At 63.3% G+C, this 14,449-nt stretch carries 14 protein-coding genes; 9 read left to right on the top strand and 5 right to left on the bottom strand.

From position 1 onward, the window contains the following. Positions 1-34 precede the first annotated feature (34 nt). The 9 genes from livM (at position 35) to LB547_RS18700 (ending at position 10,389) form a co-directional block, all read left to right on the top strand. Entirely contained in the window at positions 35-1,585 is a 1,551-nt protein-coding gene (gene livM / locus LB547_RS18740; protein ID WP_404928016.1) for a high-affinity branched-chain amino acid ABC transporter permease LivM, read from the top strand. After that, positions 1,585-3,087: an ATP-binding cassette domain-containing protein gene (locus LB547_RS18735; protein ID WP_140580111.1), complete on the top strand. Its 1,503-nt coding sequence runs from the start codon at positions 1,585-1,587 to the stop codon at positions 3,085-3,087. The genes livM and LB547_RS18735 overlap by 1 nt, the downstream gene beginning before the upstream one ends. Next, the gene (locus LB547_RS18730; protein WP_140493077.1) at positions 3,087-3,815 is read left to right on the top strand and encodes an ABC transporter ATP-binding protein; all 729 of its coding nucleotides are present in this window, start codon (positions 3,087-3,089) and stop codon (positions 3,813-3,815) included. Before LB547_RS18735 ends, LB547_RS18730 begins: the two co-directional genes overlap by 1 nt. 17 nt (positions 3,816-3,832) lie before the next feature. Beyond that, on the top strand, positions 3,833-4,180 hold the full coding sequence (locus LB547_RS18725; protein ID WP_140493080.1) for a DUF6867 family protein: 348 nt from the start codon (positions 3,833-3,835) through the stop codon (positions 4,178-4,180). 137 nt (positions 4,181-4,317) lie between these two features. Further along, positions 4,318-5,436, top strand: coding sequence for a branched-chain amino acid ABC transporter substrate-binding protein (locus LB547_RS18720; protein WP_140493083.1), 1,119 nt, complete (start codon positions 4,318-4,320; stop codon positions 5,434-5,436). Between the two features lie 274 nt (positions 5,437-5,710). Then, positions 5,711-9,169 carry a pyruvate carboxylase gene (pyc, locus tag LB547_RS18715; protein ID WP_140759230.1) on the top strand — a complete coding sequence of 1,153 codons (3,459 nt, stop codon included), beginning with the start codon at positions 5,711-5,713 and terminating at the stop codon, positions 9,167-9,169. 167 nt (positions 9,170-9,336) lie between these two features. Further along, the gene (locus LB547_RS18710) at positions 9,337-9,597 is read left to right on the top strand and encodes a DUF2312 domain-containing protein (RefSeq protein WP_140493089.1); all 261 of its coding nucleotides are present in this window, start codon (positions 9,337-9,339) and stop codon (positions 9,595-9,597) included. A 32-nt stretch (positions 9,598-9,629) separates the two neighbouring features. Further along, the gene (locus tag LB547_RS18705) at positions 9,630-10,070 is read left to right on the top strand and encodes a hypothetical protein (RefSeq protein WP_140493092.1); all 441 of its coding nucleotides are present in this window, start codon (positions 9,630-9,632) and stop codon (positions 10,068-10,070) included. Between the two features lie 7 nt (positions 10,071-10,077). Then, positions 10,078-10,389 carry a hypothetical protein gene (locus LB547_RS18700; protein ID WP_224655908.1) on the top strand — a complete coding sequence of 104 codons (312 nt, stop codon included), beginning with the start codon at positions 10,078-10,080 and terminating at the stop codon, positions 10,387-10,389. Positions 10,390-10,452: 63 nt separating this feature from the next. Here the strand turns inward: LB547_RS18700 and msrB are convergent, their stop codons facing one another. The 5 genes from msrB to LB547_RS18675 all read right to left on the bottom strand — a co-directional run bounded on the left by msrB (position 10,453) and on the right by LB547_RS18675 (position 14,366). Beyond that, the gene (gene msrB, locus LB547_RS18695; RefSeq protein WP_140493098.1) at positions 10,453-10,857 is read right to left on the bottom strand and encodes a peptide-methionine (R)-S-oxide reductase MsrB; all 405 of its coding nucleotides are present in this window, start codon (positions 10,855-10,857) and stop codon (positions 10,453-10,455) included. 113 nt (positions 10,858-10,970) lie between these two features. Beyond that, a complete protein-coding gene (locus LB547_RS18690) occupies positions 10,971-11,768 on the bottom strand; it encodes an MBL fold metallo-hydrolase (RefSeq protein ID WP_140649968.1) in 798 nt (265 codons plus the stop codon). Between the two features lie 24 nt (positions 11,769-11,792). Then, on the bottom strand, positions 11,793-12,983 hold the full coding sequence (locus LB547_RS18685) for a vWA domain-containing protein (RefSeq protein ID WP_140676263.1): 1,191 nt from the start codon (positions 12,981-12,983) through the stop codon (positions 11,793-11,795). Between the two features lie 7 nt (positions 12,984-12,990). After that, positions 12,991-13,437, bottom strand: coding sequence for a GNAT family N-acetyltransferase (locus LB547_RS18680; RefSeq protein WP_140525030.1), 447 nt, complete (start codon positions 13,435-13,437; stop codon positions 12,991-12,993). Positions 13,438-13,502: 65 nt separating this feature from the next. After that, positions 13,503-14,366 carry a LysR family transcriptional regulator gene (locus LB547_RS18675; RefSeq protein ID WP_140554904.1) on the bottom strand — a complete coding sequence of 288 codons (864 nt, stop codon included), beginning with the start codon at positions 14,364-14,366 and terminating at the stop codon, positions 13,503-13,505. Between the last annotated feature and the right edge of the window lie 83 nt (positions 14,367-14,449).

The raw sequence follows: 14,449 nt of genomic DNA, 5'->3' as shown, positions 1-14,449 counted from the left end.
ATCTCCCGAGCGCGACACCGTCGCAGCCACGCCCATGCAGCGCGCCTTGCGCGAGGCCTTCTATGCCGGTGCCATCGCGCTCGGCCTGTTCGTGCTGTTCATCGGGCTCAAGACCGACCAGAACATCTCAAACGAGCTGATCCTGGTGCAGCGCTGGGGCCTGCTCGCCGCAGTGGTTATCGCCACGGCCGTCGGCCGCTTCCTCTATGTCGCCTACGGCCAGCCCTTTTTGGCCAACCAGAAGATCGCCGACGTCGCCACCGGTTTGCTGCCGGCCAGTGTGGCGTCGCGCTTCTTCCTCTTTCCAGCCTTCATCGTGGCCGTCATCGTCGCGGCGCTGCTGTTCGTCTTCAGCAGGTCTCTCGCCGGCTGGGTAGGGGCGGAGCCGGCCGGCTATCTGCAATTCCTGCGCGCCCTTGCGGTCATCTACGCGCTGGCCTGCGTGATCTACTATTTCCGCGGCTTCATCCATGCCAACTTCACAAAACTCGGCATCGCCGCACTGGTGCTCTATCCGATCATTGTCGTGGGCATGCTGTCGCTGATGTCGTGGTCGCTCGTCGGCGGGCTGCAAGGGTCGCTGAAATGGGTCGATAATTTCGGCATCCAGATCCTGATCTATGTCATGCTGGCCTGGGGGCTGAACATCGTCGTCGGTCTGGCCGGCCTGCTCGACCTCGGCTATGTCGCCTTCTATGCCGTCGGCGCCTATGCCTATGCGCTGCTCGGCACGCATTACGGCCTCTCCTTCTGGATCCTCCTGCCGGCCGCAGGCGCCATGGCCGCCTTCTGGGGCGTGCTGCTCGGCTTTCCGGTGCTGCGCCTGCGCGGCGACTACCTGGCCATCGTGACGCTTGCCTTCGGCGAGATCATCCGGCTGGTGATCATCAACTGGCGCGAGGTGACCAATGGCTCGGCCGGCATTTCCGGCATCCCGAAGGTCACCTTCTTCGGCCTGATGAGCTTCAACGTCTCGGATCCGAACTACATCGGCAAGGTGCTGAACATCGCCACATCGAGCGCCTATTACAAGATCTTCCTCTATTACCTCATCCTGGGGCTGGCGCTGCTCACCGCCTTCGTCACGGTCAGGCTGAGGCGCATGCCAGTCGGCCGCGCCTGGGAAGCCTTGCGCGAGGACGAGATCGCCTGCCGCTCACTCGGCATCAACACCACGACCACCAAGCTGACCGCCTTTGCCACCGGCGCCATGTTCGGCGGTTTTGCCGGCTCGTTCTTCGCCGCCCGGCAAGGCTTCGTCAGCCCCGAATCCTTCGTCTTCCTGGAATCGGCCATCATCCTGGCCATCGTCGTGCTTGGCGGCATGGGATCACTGGTCGGCATTGCCGTCGCGGCTCTGGTCATGATCGGCGGCACGGAGGTGTTGCGCGAACTCGACTTCCTCAAGCAGGTCTTCGGACCCGACTTCACGCCGGAACTCTACCGTATGCTGCTGTTCGGCATGGCCATGGTGATCGTCATGCTGTGGAAGCCGCGCGGCTTTGTCGGCAGCCGTGAGCCGACCGCCTTCCTCAAGGTGCGAAGGGCTGTCTCCAGTTCCTTCACCAAGGAGGGGCACGGCTGATGAACGCGAACCCCTCCATGAACGACGCCATCCTGAACGTCGAACACCTGTCGATGAAGTTCGGCGGCCTGGTCGCGATCGGCGACCTGTCCTTCACCGCCAGGCGCGGCGAGATCACCGCGCTGATCGGGCCCAACGGCGCCGGCAAGACCACCGTGTTCAACTGCATCACCGGCTTCTACAAGCCGTCGGAAGGCATGATCACTCTCACCCGGCAGGACGGCTCGATCTACCTGCTCGAACGGCTGCCCAACCATGAGATCCCGGCGCGCGCCAAGGTGGCGCGCACCTTCCAGAACATCCGCCTGTTCTCGGGCATGACGGTGCTCGAGAACCTGCTCGTTGCCCAGCACAACAAGCTGATGAAGGCTTCGGGCTATACGGTGCTCGGCCTGTTCGGCTTCAGCGGTTACCGCAAGGCCTCGGCCGAATCCGTCGAACTTGCCAAGCACTGGCTTGAGAAAGCCGATCTGGTCGACCGCGCCGACGATCCGGCCGGCGACCTGCCCTATGGCGCGCAGCGGCGCCTCGAGATCGCGCGCGCCATGTGCACCGGCCCGGAGCTTTTGTGCCTCGACGAGCCCGCCGCCGGTCTCAATCCAAAGGAATCGGCCGCGCTCAACGACCTGCTGATGGACATCAAGAACAACACCGGCACCTCGATCCTGCTGATCGAGCACGACATGTCGGTGGTCATGCAGATCTCCGATCACGTCGTGGTGCTGGAATACGGCCGCAAGATCTCCGACGGCAATCCGCAGTCGGTGCGCACCGATCCGCGCGTCATCGCCGCCTATCTCGGCGTCGACGATGAGGAGGTCGAGACCGTGCTGACCGAAGTCGGCGACGAGGACGTCATCGAGCAACTCGATACCGGTCCCGATGCCGCGCATGGTCCGGGAACATCGTCGTCCTATCTCGCCGGCCCGGTGAGCGACACGGTCGGCCACAGCGAAGGCGAGCGCATCACGGTGTCGAAGGGCGCCTCGAAGGCGGCGCAGGTCGATGCGCGGGCGGCGAGCGTTGCGGCCAAGGCTGTCGCGCCAGCACCTGCTTCGCGGACCAAGCCGGTGGCGAAGCCGGCCACCAAGGCGAGTGTCAAGACAGGGGCCAAGACGCCGGCCGCGAAGGCCGCGGGCATCTCGAACCGCCTGGCGGCGCCCCGCGGCGGCAAAGCCGACAATCTCACCCGCATCAAGGGGATCGGCGCGGTCAACGAGAAGAAGCTCAACGAACACGGCATCTTCCACTTCGACCAGATCGGCGCTTGGAAGAAGGCCGATGTCGAGGCCGTCGAAGCGTATCTCGCCTTTGACGGACGCATCGCCCGCGAAGAATGGGTCAAGCAGGCCAGGCTGCTTAGCCAGGGCAAGGACACGGAATTCTCGCGCCGCGTCGACGCCGGCAAGGTGGCGACGAGCCATGCTTCCGGTAAGCAGGCAGCAAAGCCCGCGACAGGAGCGGGCAAGCCCGTTCGGGCCAAGCGCGGAGGGGGCAAGTGATGGCCGGGAAGACGCTGCTCGATATCAAGGGCGTGCAGACCTATTACGGCAACATCCGTGCGCTGAACGGCGTCGACGTCACCGTCAACGAGGGCGAGATCGTGGCGCTGATCGGCGCCAACGGCGCCGGCAAATCGACGCTGATGATGACCATTTTTGGAGCGCCGCGCGCCCGCGCGGGCACCATCACCTTCGCCGGCGCCGACATCACCCAATTGCCAACGCACGAGATCGCGCGCTTGCGCATTGCCCAGTCGCCGGAAGGCCGGCGCATCTTCCCGCGCATGACGGTGATGGAAAATCTGCAGATGGGCGCCAGCCTCGACAACCTCAAGCACTATGACGAGGACGTCGAGAAGGTGTTCGCACTGTTCCCGCGCCTGAAGGAGCGCATCGCCCAGCGCGGCGGCACGCTGTCGGGCGGCGAGCAGCAGATGCTGTCGATCGGGCGCGCGCTGATGGCGCGGCCGAAGCTGCTTCTGCTCGACGAGCCGTCGCTCGGTCTTGCGCCGCTGATCGTCAAACAGATCTTCGATGCCATTCGCGAGCTGAACCGCACGCAGGGGCTGACCGTGTTCCTGGTCGAGCAGAACGCCTTCGGCGCGCTGAAGCTGGCGACGCGCGGCTATGTCATGGTCAACGGCAATGTGACCATGAGCGGCACCGGCAAGGAACTGCTCGCCAACCCGGAAGTGCGCGCCGCCTATCTCGAAGGCGGCCATCACTGAGTTCAGGAGTCCTTACCATGCAAGGCATTCTCTACGAGGAACCGTCCATCTGGCAGTTCTTCTTCGTCACCTGCCTGCTCGGCGGCTGGGCGGCATGGATGACCGGCAAGGCCAGTGCCCAGACCTGGCGCAGCTTCGTCCAGCTGTTCGCTTATCTGCTGGGTCTCGGCATCGGCATCCGCTTCATCCATCACGCGCTGTTCAACGGCACGATGTTCTCGCTGCATTACTATGTCGTCGACACCATCGTACTGATGATCCTCGGCTTCGTCGGCTATCAATACACACGAACCAACCAGATGGTGACGCAGTATAATTGGCTATACGAAAGAGCTTCAATCTTGAGCTGGAAACCGAAAGGTTGACGTTCATCATTAACGCCGTTTCGGGGATGAATCGGCGTGACAAGTGCCTGAAAATCGGCAAACTATGCTTTCTGCGATAAGGGTGGGCATCGCATGAAAGCTTCATCCACGCCCACTCCGTTAATGGGAGCGTTTAAATGAAAAAATCACTTTTGTCCGCCGTCGCCCTGACCGCGCTGATCGCGTTCAGCGGCAATGCGTGGGCTGATCTAATGGTCGGCGTTGCTGGCCCGATCACGGGTCCGAATGCCGCCTTCGGCGCACAGTTGCAGAAGGGCGCGGAGCAGGCGGTCGCCGACATCAATGCGGCGGGCGGCATCAACGGCGAGCAGATCAAGCTCGAAGTCGGCGACGACGTCTCCGATCCGAAGCAAGGCATCTCGGTCGCCAACAAGTTCGTCGGCGACGGCGTCAAGTTCGTGGTCGGCCACTTCAACTCGGGCGTCTCCATTCCGGCGTCGGAAGTCTACGCGGAAAACGGCATCGTCGAGATCACGCCTGCCGCGACCAACCCCCAGTTCACCGAGCGCGGCCTGTGGAACGTGTTCCGCACCTGCGGACGCGATGACCAGCAGGGCGGCATCGCCGGCGGTTATCTGGCGGCTAATTTCAAGGACGCCAAGATCGCCGTCGTGCACGACAAGACCACCTACGGCCAGGGCCTTGCCGACGAGACCAAGAAGGCTATGAACGCCAAGGGCGTGAAGGAAGTCATGTATGAAGGCGTCAATGTCGGCGACAAGGACTTCTCGGCGCTGATCGCCAAGATGAAGGAAGCCGGCGTCTCCATCATCTACTGGGGCGGCCTGCACACTGAAGCCGGCCTGATCATCCGCCAGGCGGCCGACCAGGGCCTCAAGGCGACGCTGGTTTCCGGCGACGGCATCGTGTCGAACGAACTGGCTTCGATCGCTGGCGACGCGGTCGCGGGCACACTCAACACGTTCGGCCCGGACCCTCGCCTGATCCCGGCCAACAAGGAACTGGTCGAGAAGTTCCGCGCGCAGGGCTTCGAGCCGGAGGCCTACACGCTCTACGCCTACGCGGCCATGCAGGCGATCGCCGAGGCAGCCACCTCTGCCAAGTCCAACGACCCGCAGGAAGTTGCCAAGGCGCTGCATGAGAAGGGTCCGTTCAAGACCGTGCTCGGCGACCTCTCCTACGACGCCAAGGGTGACCCGACGCTGCCCGGCTACGTCATGTACGAGTGGAAGAAGGGCGACGACGGCAAGTACACCTACGTCCAGAAGATGTAAGCCTGTCCGAATTGACTTCACGGAATGCCCGGCGCCTCGCGCCGGGCATTTTCTTTTGCGGAAGCAGCGATCGCGCGTTTATTGTCTGGCAAAGATCCTCGTTTTGAGGACAGCGGCGGCTTTCCACTGATGTTCAGCCGTTTGGGGCCACGCTCAAGGCGAAGACTCGGGTTTAAATCGGTTTAAACGCGCGTCAAATTTTGTTTGCACTGCAGCATTTTCACGCTAATCATGGCGCCGCTTGCTCTTCCCTTCCGCTGCTGGAGCCCAGTCCTTGGCCATCACGAAGATCCTCGTCGCCAACCGGTCCGAAATCGCCATCCGCGTGTTTCGCGCGGCCAATGAACTCGGCCTCAAAACGGTGGCGATCTGGGCCGAGGAGGACAAATATTCGTTGCATCGCTTCAAGGCCGACGAGAGCTACCAGGTCGGGCGCGGGCCGCACCTCAACAAGGACATGGGGCCGATCGAAAGCTATCTCTCGATCGAGGAGGTGATCCGCGTCGCCAGGCTGTCGGGCGCCGATGCGATCCACCCCGGCTATGGACTGCTTTCGGAAAGCCCCGAATTCGCCGAGGCCTGTGCCGAAGCCGGGATCACCTTCATCGGACCCAAGCCGGAGACGATGCGCCGGCTTGGCAACAAGGTCGCGGCGCGCAATCTGGCCATCGAGGTCGGCGTGCCTGTCATTCCCGCCACCGATCCGTTGCCGGACGACATGGAGGCGGTCAAGAAACTTGCCGCGGAGATCGGCTATCCCCTGATGCTGAAGGCTTCGTGGGGCGGCGGCGGCCGCGGCATGCGCGCCATCCGTGCCGAGGCCGATCTCGCCCGCGAGGTCACCGAGGGCAAGCGCGAGGCGAAAGCCGCCTTCGGCAAGGACGAGGTCTATCTCGAAAAGCTGATCGAGCGCGCCCGCCATGTCGAAGTGCAGATCCTGGGCGATACCAGTGGCAATGCGGTGCATCTGTTCGAGCGCGACTGCTCGATCCAGCGCCGCAACCAGAAGGTCGTCGAGCGGGCGCCCGCGCCCTATCTCAGCGAGGAGCTGCGCCAGGAGCTGTGCGGCCATGCGCTGAAGATCGCGCGCGAAACCAGCTATATCGGCGCCGGCACGGTCGAGTTCCTGCAGGACGCCGACACCGGCAAGTTCTATTTCATCGAGGTCAATCCGCGCATCCAGGTCGAGCACACCGTCACCGAACAGGTGACGGGCATCGACATCGTCAAGGCGCAGATCCACATTCTCGACGGCTTCGCCATCGGCGCGCCGGAATCGGGCGTTCCGGCACAAAAGGACATCAGGCTGAACGGCCACGCGCTGCAGTGCCGCATCACCACCGAGGATCCCGAGCACAATTTCATCCCGGACTATGGCCGCATCACTGCCTATCGCGGCGCCACCGGCTTCGGTATCCGCCTCGATGGCGGCACCGCCTATTCGGGCGCGGTTATTACCCGCTTCTATGACCCGTTGCTGGAAAAGGTGACCGCATGGGCGCCGACGCCGGCCGAGACCATCGCACGCATGAACCGGGCGCTGCGCGAATTCCGCATCCGCGGCGTGGCCACAAACCTGACTTTCCTCGAAGCGATCATCAATCACCCGAACTTCGCCGACAATTCCTACACGACCAAGTTCATCGACACGACGCCGGAGCTGTTCGAGCAGGTCAAGCGCCAGGACCGCGCCACGAAGCTGCTCAACTATCTTGCCGACGTCAGCGTCAACGGCCATCCCGAGACGCGCGGCCGGCCGCAGCCGAAAGCCGATGCCGCCGCACCCGTGGTGCCCTACCTCAACGGCAATGTGCCCGGCGGCAGCAAGCAGAAGCTTGACGTGCTCGGTCCGGAAAAATTCGCCGCCTGGATGCGCACGCAAAAAGAGGTGCTGGTCACCGACACGACGATGCGCGACGGCCATCAATCCCTGCTGGCGACGCGTGTGCGCACGCACGACATCGCCGGCATAGCGGGCACCTATGCGCGTGCCCTGCCGCAGTTGCTTTCGCTTGAATGCTGGGGCGGCGCCACTTTCGACGTCGCCATGCGCTTTCTCACCGAGGATCCCTGGGAGCGGCTCTCGCTGGTACGCGAGGCGGCGCCCAACCTCCTGCTGCAGATGCTTCTGCGGGGCGCCAACGGCGTCGGCTACACCAACTATCCCGACAATGTCGTGCAGCATTTCGTCAAACAGGCGGCATCAGGCGGCATCGACCTGTTCCGGGTGTTCGACTGCCTGAACTGGGTCGAGAACATGCGCGTCGCCATGGACGCGGTCGGCGCCGAGGGCAAGCTGATCGAGGCCGCGATCTGCTACACCGGCGATATTCTCGATCCCACGCGGGCGAAGTACGACCTGAAATATTATGTCGGGCTGGCGAAAGAGCTCGAGGCGGCCGGCGCCCATATCATAGCGGTCAAGGACATGGCCGGGCTGTTGAAGCCGAGCGCCGCGCGCGTGCTGTTCAAGGCGCTGCGCGAAGCGACAGACCTGCCCATCCATTTCCACACACACGATACATCGGGGCTCTCAGCGGCAACGGTTCTGGCGGCGGTAGAGAGCGGCGTCGACGCCATCGACGCGGCGATGGATGCGTTCTCCGGCAATACCTCGCAGCCCTGCCTCGGCTCTATCGTCGAGGCGCTGAAGGGCACCGAGCGCGATCCCGGGCTCGACCCGCAATGGATCCGGAGGATCTCCTTCTATTGGGAAGCGGTGCGCAACCAGTATGCCGCCTTCGAAAGCGACCTCAAGGGGCCGGCGTCCGAAGTTTACCTGCACGAGATGCCGGGCGGACAGTTCACGAACCTCAAGGAACAGGCGCGTTCGCTTGGGCTGGAGACGCGCTGGCACGAGGTGGCGCAGACCTATCACGACGTCAATCTGATGTTCGGCGACATCGTCAAGGTGACCCCGTCGTCCAAGGTGGTCGGCGACATGGCGCTGATGATGGTCAGCCAGGATCTCACCGTCGCCGACGTCGAGAACCCGGCGAGGGACATCGCCTTCCCGGACTCGGTCGTCTCGATGCTGCGCGGCGATCTCGGCCAGTCGCCTGGCGGCTGGCCGCAGGCGCTGCAGAAGAAAGTGCTGAAGGGCGACAGGCCGATCACGGCGCGGCCGGGCTCGCTGCTGAAGCCGGCAGACCTCAAGGCCAGCCGCAAGGAGATCGAACGGAAGCTCGAGCGCAAGCTCAGCGAATACGAGTTCGCTTCCTGGCTGATGTATCCGAAGGTCTTCTCGGACTTCGCGGCCGCGCAGGAAACCTACGGTCCCGTCAGCGTGCTGCCGACGCCGACCTATTTCTACGGCATGAAGCCCGAAGACGAGGTGTTCGTCGACATCGAGAAGGGCAAGACGCTGGTCGTGCGCTGCCAGGCGATCGGCGACGTGGACGACAAGGGCATGGTCACCGTGTTCTTCGAACTCAACGGCCAGCCGCGCCGCGTCAAGGTGCCCGACCGGGCGCATGGCGCGTCCGCCGCCAAGGCAAGGCGCAAGGCCGAACCCGGCAACGAGGCGCATGTCGGAGCGCCGATGCCGGGCGTCGTCTCGGCGCTCGCGGTGGCCGCCGGCCAGGCCGTCAAGGCCGGCGACGTGCTGCTCTCCATCGAAGCGATGAAGATGGAAACGGCGCTGCATGCCGAGCGTGACGGCACGGTCGCCGAGGTGCTGGTCAAGGCCGGCGACCAGATCGATGCCAAGGACCTGCTGATCGCCTTCAATTGAGAGCTCGCAAGAGAGAGGCACAGACTGTCGGCTTCTGTCGGCAGCCCTGACGGCCTGTTCGATAACCGCTTGACCCGCGGTCCCTGGTCGGGCATCGAACCGCAGAAATTTGCGGCGGCACGGTTCCCCCGAGTCGCGGCGAAGCACCGATTTTTTTGGAGAAAAACATGGCCGACGATATCACAGAGACCAGCCAGACTGTTGCCGCCGGCCAGTTGCGTGCCTTCATCGAGCGCATCGAGCGGCTCGAGGAGGAAAAGAAGACCATTTCCGACGACATCAAGGAAGTGTTCGCCGAGGCCAAGGGCACCGGCTTCGACACCAAGGCGATGCGCGCGATCATCCGGCTGCGCAAGAAGGACCAGGCCGAGCGCCAGGAGGAGGAGTCCATCCTGGACCTCTACAAGGCCGCCCTCGGCATGGTGTAAGGCGAGGCATCTCGTGACGTCCGGGGTCGGCGATGAGTGAGTTCGACTTCGGTGGCCGAAGGGCCTCGGAGTTCCGCCAACGCGGCTTCTGGACGCTGTTTGCCGAGCGTCACCCGGAAGAAAGAACCCGGCTGGCGAGGCGAGGGCCCTGGTTCTGGCAGCGCGGGCTGCCGGAATTCGCGCTGGTGCTCTCCATGTATGTGGCGCCCAGCGAGAATGTGGTCGGCGTCTTCTTCGGCCGTAACGAGAAGCTTGGCGCAACCGACGTCTGGGTGCGCCTCAAGCCGTTTCAGCCGGCGATCGAGGAACGGCTGAAGCTCAGGCCGGAGCAGAGCGCACAAAACCTCGGCATCAATTCACAGTGGCGGGTCAACTGCTTTGCCGAGGACAATTGGCCGGCCATGACCGACTGGCTGGTGACCGAATGCTCGCGTTTCGAGCGCGCCGTCATCGATGTTCTGGGGCAGGGATAGGTATCCGGTGTTGCCGGGAGTCGCCAGATCCTTCTTTCGCTCACGCTGGCTCGGCCAGGTGCGGCTCGACCGGCTGTTCTGGCGCGATATGGTGCTCGTCGGCACGGCGATCAACGTTGCATCGTCCGTGGCGGCGCTCATTTTGCTGGGATTGAAGATGCCGCTCGGTCTTGTGCTGGCGGTGCATTTCGCGCCGGTGCCCTACAACATCTTCCTGACTTCGGCCGTCTGGCGGACGGCGGAGCGAACCGGTGGCGCCAAGGCCTCCCTTGCTATGCTGGGTTCGGCGCTCTGGCTGATCGCAACAGTCGTCGTCTGACAATGCTGCACGAAAAAGGGCGGCCGAGGCCGCCCTTCGCAGGAAGCGTTGGCGAGGCCGCGCTCAGGCCGCCGGCTCGAATCTCAGCGCCACACCGTTGATGCAGTAGCGCAGCCCGGTCGGCGGCGGGCCGTCCTCGAAGACGTGGCCGAGATGGCTGCCGCAGCGAGCGCAATGGCATTCCGTGCGGACCATGCCGTAGCTGCGGTCGGTCGTGGTCTCGATGGAACCGGGAACGGGGTCGTTGAAGCTCGGCCAGCCGGTGCCGCTCTCGAACTTCAGCTTGGATTCGAACAGCGGCTGGTCGCAGCCGACGCAAAAGAAGGTGCCGGCGCGCTTTTCGTGAAGCAGCGCACAGCTGCCCGGGCGTTCGGTGCCATGGTTGCGCATGACGGCATATTGCTCAGGCGTCAGCCGGGCGCGCCATTCGGCGTCGGTGCGGGTGACGGGATAGGCGTGGGTGTCCATGCAGAAAACTCCTCGGCCTTGACGGCTCATTGTTGATTGCAATCTCTATTCGCAACAAGATAGGCGTTTGTTACGAGATTTGCCCGCATTTTCGAGCGTGCCGTCTGCAATCCTCACGCGATCGCCGTGAGATAGCGCGCAACGGAGGCCGCCAGCGCCTGTTTCGCGCCACCGATAACGTTCTGATTCCACCACGCGCCGTAGATGTCATCGAATGTGAAAGGCTCCAGCGCGGCCGCGATGCGGCGCACGGCGGCCGCATTGAGCGGGATGTAGTTGGGATAGCTGTACATGAAGCTGACGTGGCGGCGGGTCGGCGTCACCTGCAAGATATCGCCGGCCAGGAGAGCATTGCCGCCTTCGCGCTTCCAGTGCAGCACCTGGCCGCCAGCAAAGTGGCCGCCGCAGCGGATGAGCGTTAACGCCGGGTTCAGGTCCAGTGTCTCGCCTTGCCAGCTGACGATCGAGGGGTGCGGCCGCATGATCCACTGCCGGTCGTCGTCATGGAGATAGATCGGCACGCCGCCAAACGCCTCGCTCCATTCGACCATCACCGAATAGTAGTGGCAGTGCGAGATGGCGATCGCGGCGAGACCGCCCCGGCGCTTGATCTCGGCCACCGCCTCGTCGGTCACAAGCGAGATGCAGTCCCACAGCACATTGCCGTGCGGCGTCTGCGCCAGCAGCGCTCGCTGACCGATGGCGAAGCGCGGCTCGATGCCGAAGGCGAGCACGCCGGCATCATCCTTCATCACGATCCGATGCCCGGCGGCGAGCTCTTCCGGTGTGATCCAGGCCTGGCCTTCCCAGCGCACATATTGCCGCTCGTCCTCGCAGATCGGACAATGCCGAGGCGGCGCTTCGCTCTGCGCGAACTGGACGCCGCATTGCAGGCACAGGAAACAGGTCATGGAACCTCCCGTCATTGTCCCGGCTTAGTGCTTGCGCGACAATTGCCTGGTGGCGCCTTCCAACCCGGCCAGCGTCAGCGGAAACATGCGGCCGCCGAACATGTCGCGGATCATAGCGATCGAATGGGTGAAACCCCAGTTCTTCTGGCTCTCGGGGTTCAGCCATACCGCATTCGGCCACTGCCGCAGCAGACGGCCGAGCCAGACGGCGCCCGCCTCCGGGTTCCAGTGCTCGACCGAGCCACCGGGATGCGCGATCTCGTAAGGGCTCATCGAGGCATCGCCGACCACGATCACCTTGTAGTCAGGCCCATATTTGTGGAGGAGGTCGAAGGTCGGGATCGTCTCGGCATGGCGACGGCGATTGTCCTTCCACACGCCCTCGTAGAGGCAGTTGTGGAAATAAAAATATTCGAGCTGGCGGAATTCGGCGCGGGCGGCCGAGAACAATTCCTCGACGCTTCTGATGTGATCGTCCATCGAGCCGCCGACATCGAAGAACATCAAAAGCTTCACCGCGTTGCGCCGCTCTGGCCGCGTCTTGACGTCGAGATAACCGTGCTCGGCGGTGGCGTGGATGGTGCCGGGCAGGTCGAACTCCTCCTCGGCGCCTTCACGCACCCAGCGGCGCAGCCGCTTCAGCGCGATCTTGATGTTGCGGGTGCCGAGCTCGACGGCGTCGTCGAAATTCCTGAACTCGCGCCTGTCCCAGACCTTCACGGCCCGGCGGTTGCGGCTCTCATGCTGGCCGATGCGCACGCCTTCGGGATTGTAGCCATAGGCACCGAAAGGCGAGGTGCCGCCAGTGCCGATCCATTTCGAGCCGCCTTGGTGGCGGCCTTTCTGCTCCTCGAGCCGCTGCTTCAGCGTCTCCATCAGCTTCTCGAAACCGCCGAGCGCCGCGACCAGCTTTTTCTCTTCCTCGGTCAGGTGCTTTTCGGCCAGCCGGCGCAGCCATTCCTCGGGGATATCAGCGACGTTGACGGCATTCGGACCGCTGAGCGCCTCCACACCCTTGAAGACATGCGCGAACACCTGGTCGAAGCGGTCGATATGGCACTCGTCCTTCACCAGCGCGGCGCGAGCGAGGTAGTAAAAACCTTCGACGTCATAGTCGACCAGCCCGGCTTCCAACCCCTCCAGCAGCAACAGGTATTCCCGCAAAGAGACGGGAACGCGTGCAGCCTTCAGTTCGAGGAAGAAGGGGATGAACATTTTCTGTCTATAAGAGGTCGTACTCGATGAAGCCGGTGCGGCGCGCGACATGGTCATAGAGCTTGCGCGCCGTGGCGTTGGTTTCGTGCGTCATCCAGTAGACATTCCTGACGCCGATCTTGCCGGCTTCCTGCTTCACGGCTTCGATCAGCGCAGCGCCAATCCCCTTGCCGCGCACTTCGGGGTCGGCGAACAGATCTTGCAAGTAGCAGTTGTTTTTCTCGGACCAGCAAGAGCGATGGTACAGGTAATGGGTGAGGCCGACAGCCTTGCCGTCGAGGACGGCGATAAAGCCCTTAGGTTCGAACTCGCCTTGCGTGAACAGGCGCTTCCAGGTGACCTCGTAGACCTCTTGCGGCAGCTTCGTCTCGTAGAAAGCAAGGTAAGCGGTCCAAAGCCTGCGCCAGTCGGCGTGGTCGGATTCTGCGAGCGGGCGGATAGTGATCTCGGCCATTTCGTTCCCTCTGAGGTCTGGAACCCAATCCATACCAACAGAATCGGGATCAGGAACACCCTTCCCTATCCCGCCGGCGAACTATACTCGCGAAAAGCGGTCGCGAGCATGTGCAGCGCCTCTCGTGCCCTTGGCGCCAAGCTGTGCGAATGCAAAACGATCTCGGAAGGGGGAATTGGCGGCAGGCCGAGTTTGCGGCCCACCTCGACCAGGCCGGGCGGCGCGACACGGTAGGCGAGCGCAGCGACGGCGAAGCCGGCCGACACCGCGATATTGACGGCTGCGCCGCCGCCGCCCACGAAAGCCTCGTTCCAGGCAATGCCTGCCTTATCCAGTGCCTCGACAGCTCTCACGCGGTCAGGGCAATTGCATACGGTGCTTAGCAGCGCCAGGCGCAATGGCGTTCCCGGCCGCCATTCGAAGGCCGGGGCGGCGAACCAGCCATATTGAGTGCGCGACAAGGCTTCGCCGCGGCGGCTGTCGTCTTCCTGATGGACAATCACCGCATCGAGCTCACCGCGATCGAAAGCCTCCTCCAGCATGGAGCTCGTATCGATCCTGATGTTGAGCGCGAGCGACGGATCATGGGCATGCAACTGGGCTATCAATATGGACAGCTCAGGCCCGGCGACGTGATCGACAAAGCCGAGAGCAAGCCGACACGGCGCGTCGGAAAATTCCGTAACGGCTCGTTCGTGGGCGGCAAGGAATTCACGCGCCGCCGGGAGAAAAGCCGCTCCCCTTGCCGAGAGGGCCACGCGGCGCGGCGTTCGTTCGATCAGACGCGCGCCGAGCTTCTCTTCCAGCCGACGCAGCTTGACGCTGATCGTCGCCTGGGTGCTGCCCAGCGCGGCAGCCGCACGCGTGAAGCTCTGCAGGTCGGCCACCATGACGAAGGTCCGCACGGCATCGACGTCAAGACTGGGCATCTCTAATCATTCCGTTTTGTCATTTCTGAAATAGAAACGCATAGTCTTTTTTCATGATGGGGGGTCATTTAAGTCATGTCGAC

Origin of the sequence: Mesorhizobium sp. B264B1B, from assembly GCF_020165765.1 — a bacterium.
Lineage (GTDB): Bacteria > Pseudomonadota > Alphaproteobacteria > Rhizobiales > Rhizobiaceae > Mesorhizobium.
The sequence above is the reverse complement of the archived record's forward strand: the minus strand, read 5'-3'. Positions and strand labels throughout refer to the sequence as shown.

What these genes read in the sequence shown, in the direction of transcription:
- LB547_RS18730 (WP_140493077.1), top strand. Translation starts at nt 3,087, where the DNA reads ATGGCCGGGAAGACGCTGCTCGATATCAAGGGCGTGCAGACCTATTAC.
- LB547_RS18675 (WP_140554904.1), bottom strand. Translation starts at nt 14,366, where the DNA reads ATGCCCAGTCTTGACGTCGATGCCGTGCGGACCTTCGTCATGGTGGCC.
- LB547_RS18735 (WP_140580111.1), top strand. Translation starts at nt 1,585, where the DNA reads ATGAACGCGAACCCCTCCATGAACGACGCCATCCTGAACGTCGAACAC.
- msrB (WP_140493098.1), bottom strand. Translation starts at nt 10,857, where the DNA reads ATGGACACCCACGCCTATCCCGTCACCCGCACCGACGCCGAATGGCGC.
- LB547_RS18685 (WP_140676263.1), bottom strand. Translation starts at nt 12,983, where the DNA reads ATGTTCATCCCCTTCTTCCTCGAACTGAAGGCTGCACGCGTTCCCGTC.
- LB547_RS18710 (WP_140493089.1), top strand. Translation starts at nt 9,337, where the DNA reads ATGGCCGACGATATCACAGAGACCAGCCAGACTGTTGCCGCCGGCCAG.
- LB547_RS18720 (WP_140493083.1), top strand. Translation starts at nt 4,318, where the DNA reads ATGAAAAAATCACTTTTGTCCGCCGTCGCCCTGACCGCGCTGATCGCG.
- LB547_RS18690 (WP_140649968.1), bottom strand. Translation starts at nt 11,768, where the DNA reads ATGACCTGTTTCCTGTGCCTGCAATGCGGCGTCCAGTTCGCGCAGAGC.
- LB547_RS18680 (WP_140525030.1), bottom strand. Translation starts at nt 13,437, where the DNA reads ATGGCCGAGATCACTATCCGCCCGCTCGCAGAATCCGACCACGCCGAC.
- livM (WP_404928016.1), top strand. Translation starts at nt 35, where the DNA reads ATGCAGCGCGCCTTGCGCGAGGCCTTCTATGCCGGTGCCATCGCGCTC.
- LB547_RS18705 (WP_140493092.1), top strand. Translation starts at nt 9,630, where the DNA reads ATGAGTGAGTTCGACTTCGGTGGCCGAAGGGCCTCGGAGTTCCGCCAA.
- LB547_RS18725 (WP_140493080.1), top strand. Translation starts at nt 3,833, where the DNA reads ATGCAAGGCATTCTCTACGAGGAACCGTCCATCTGGCAGTTCTTCTTC.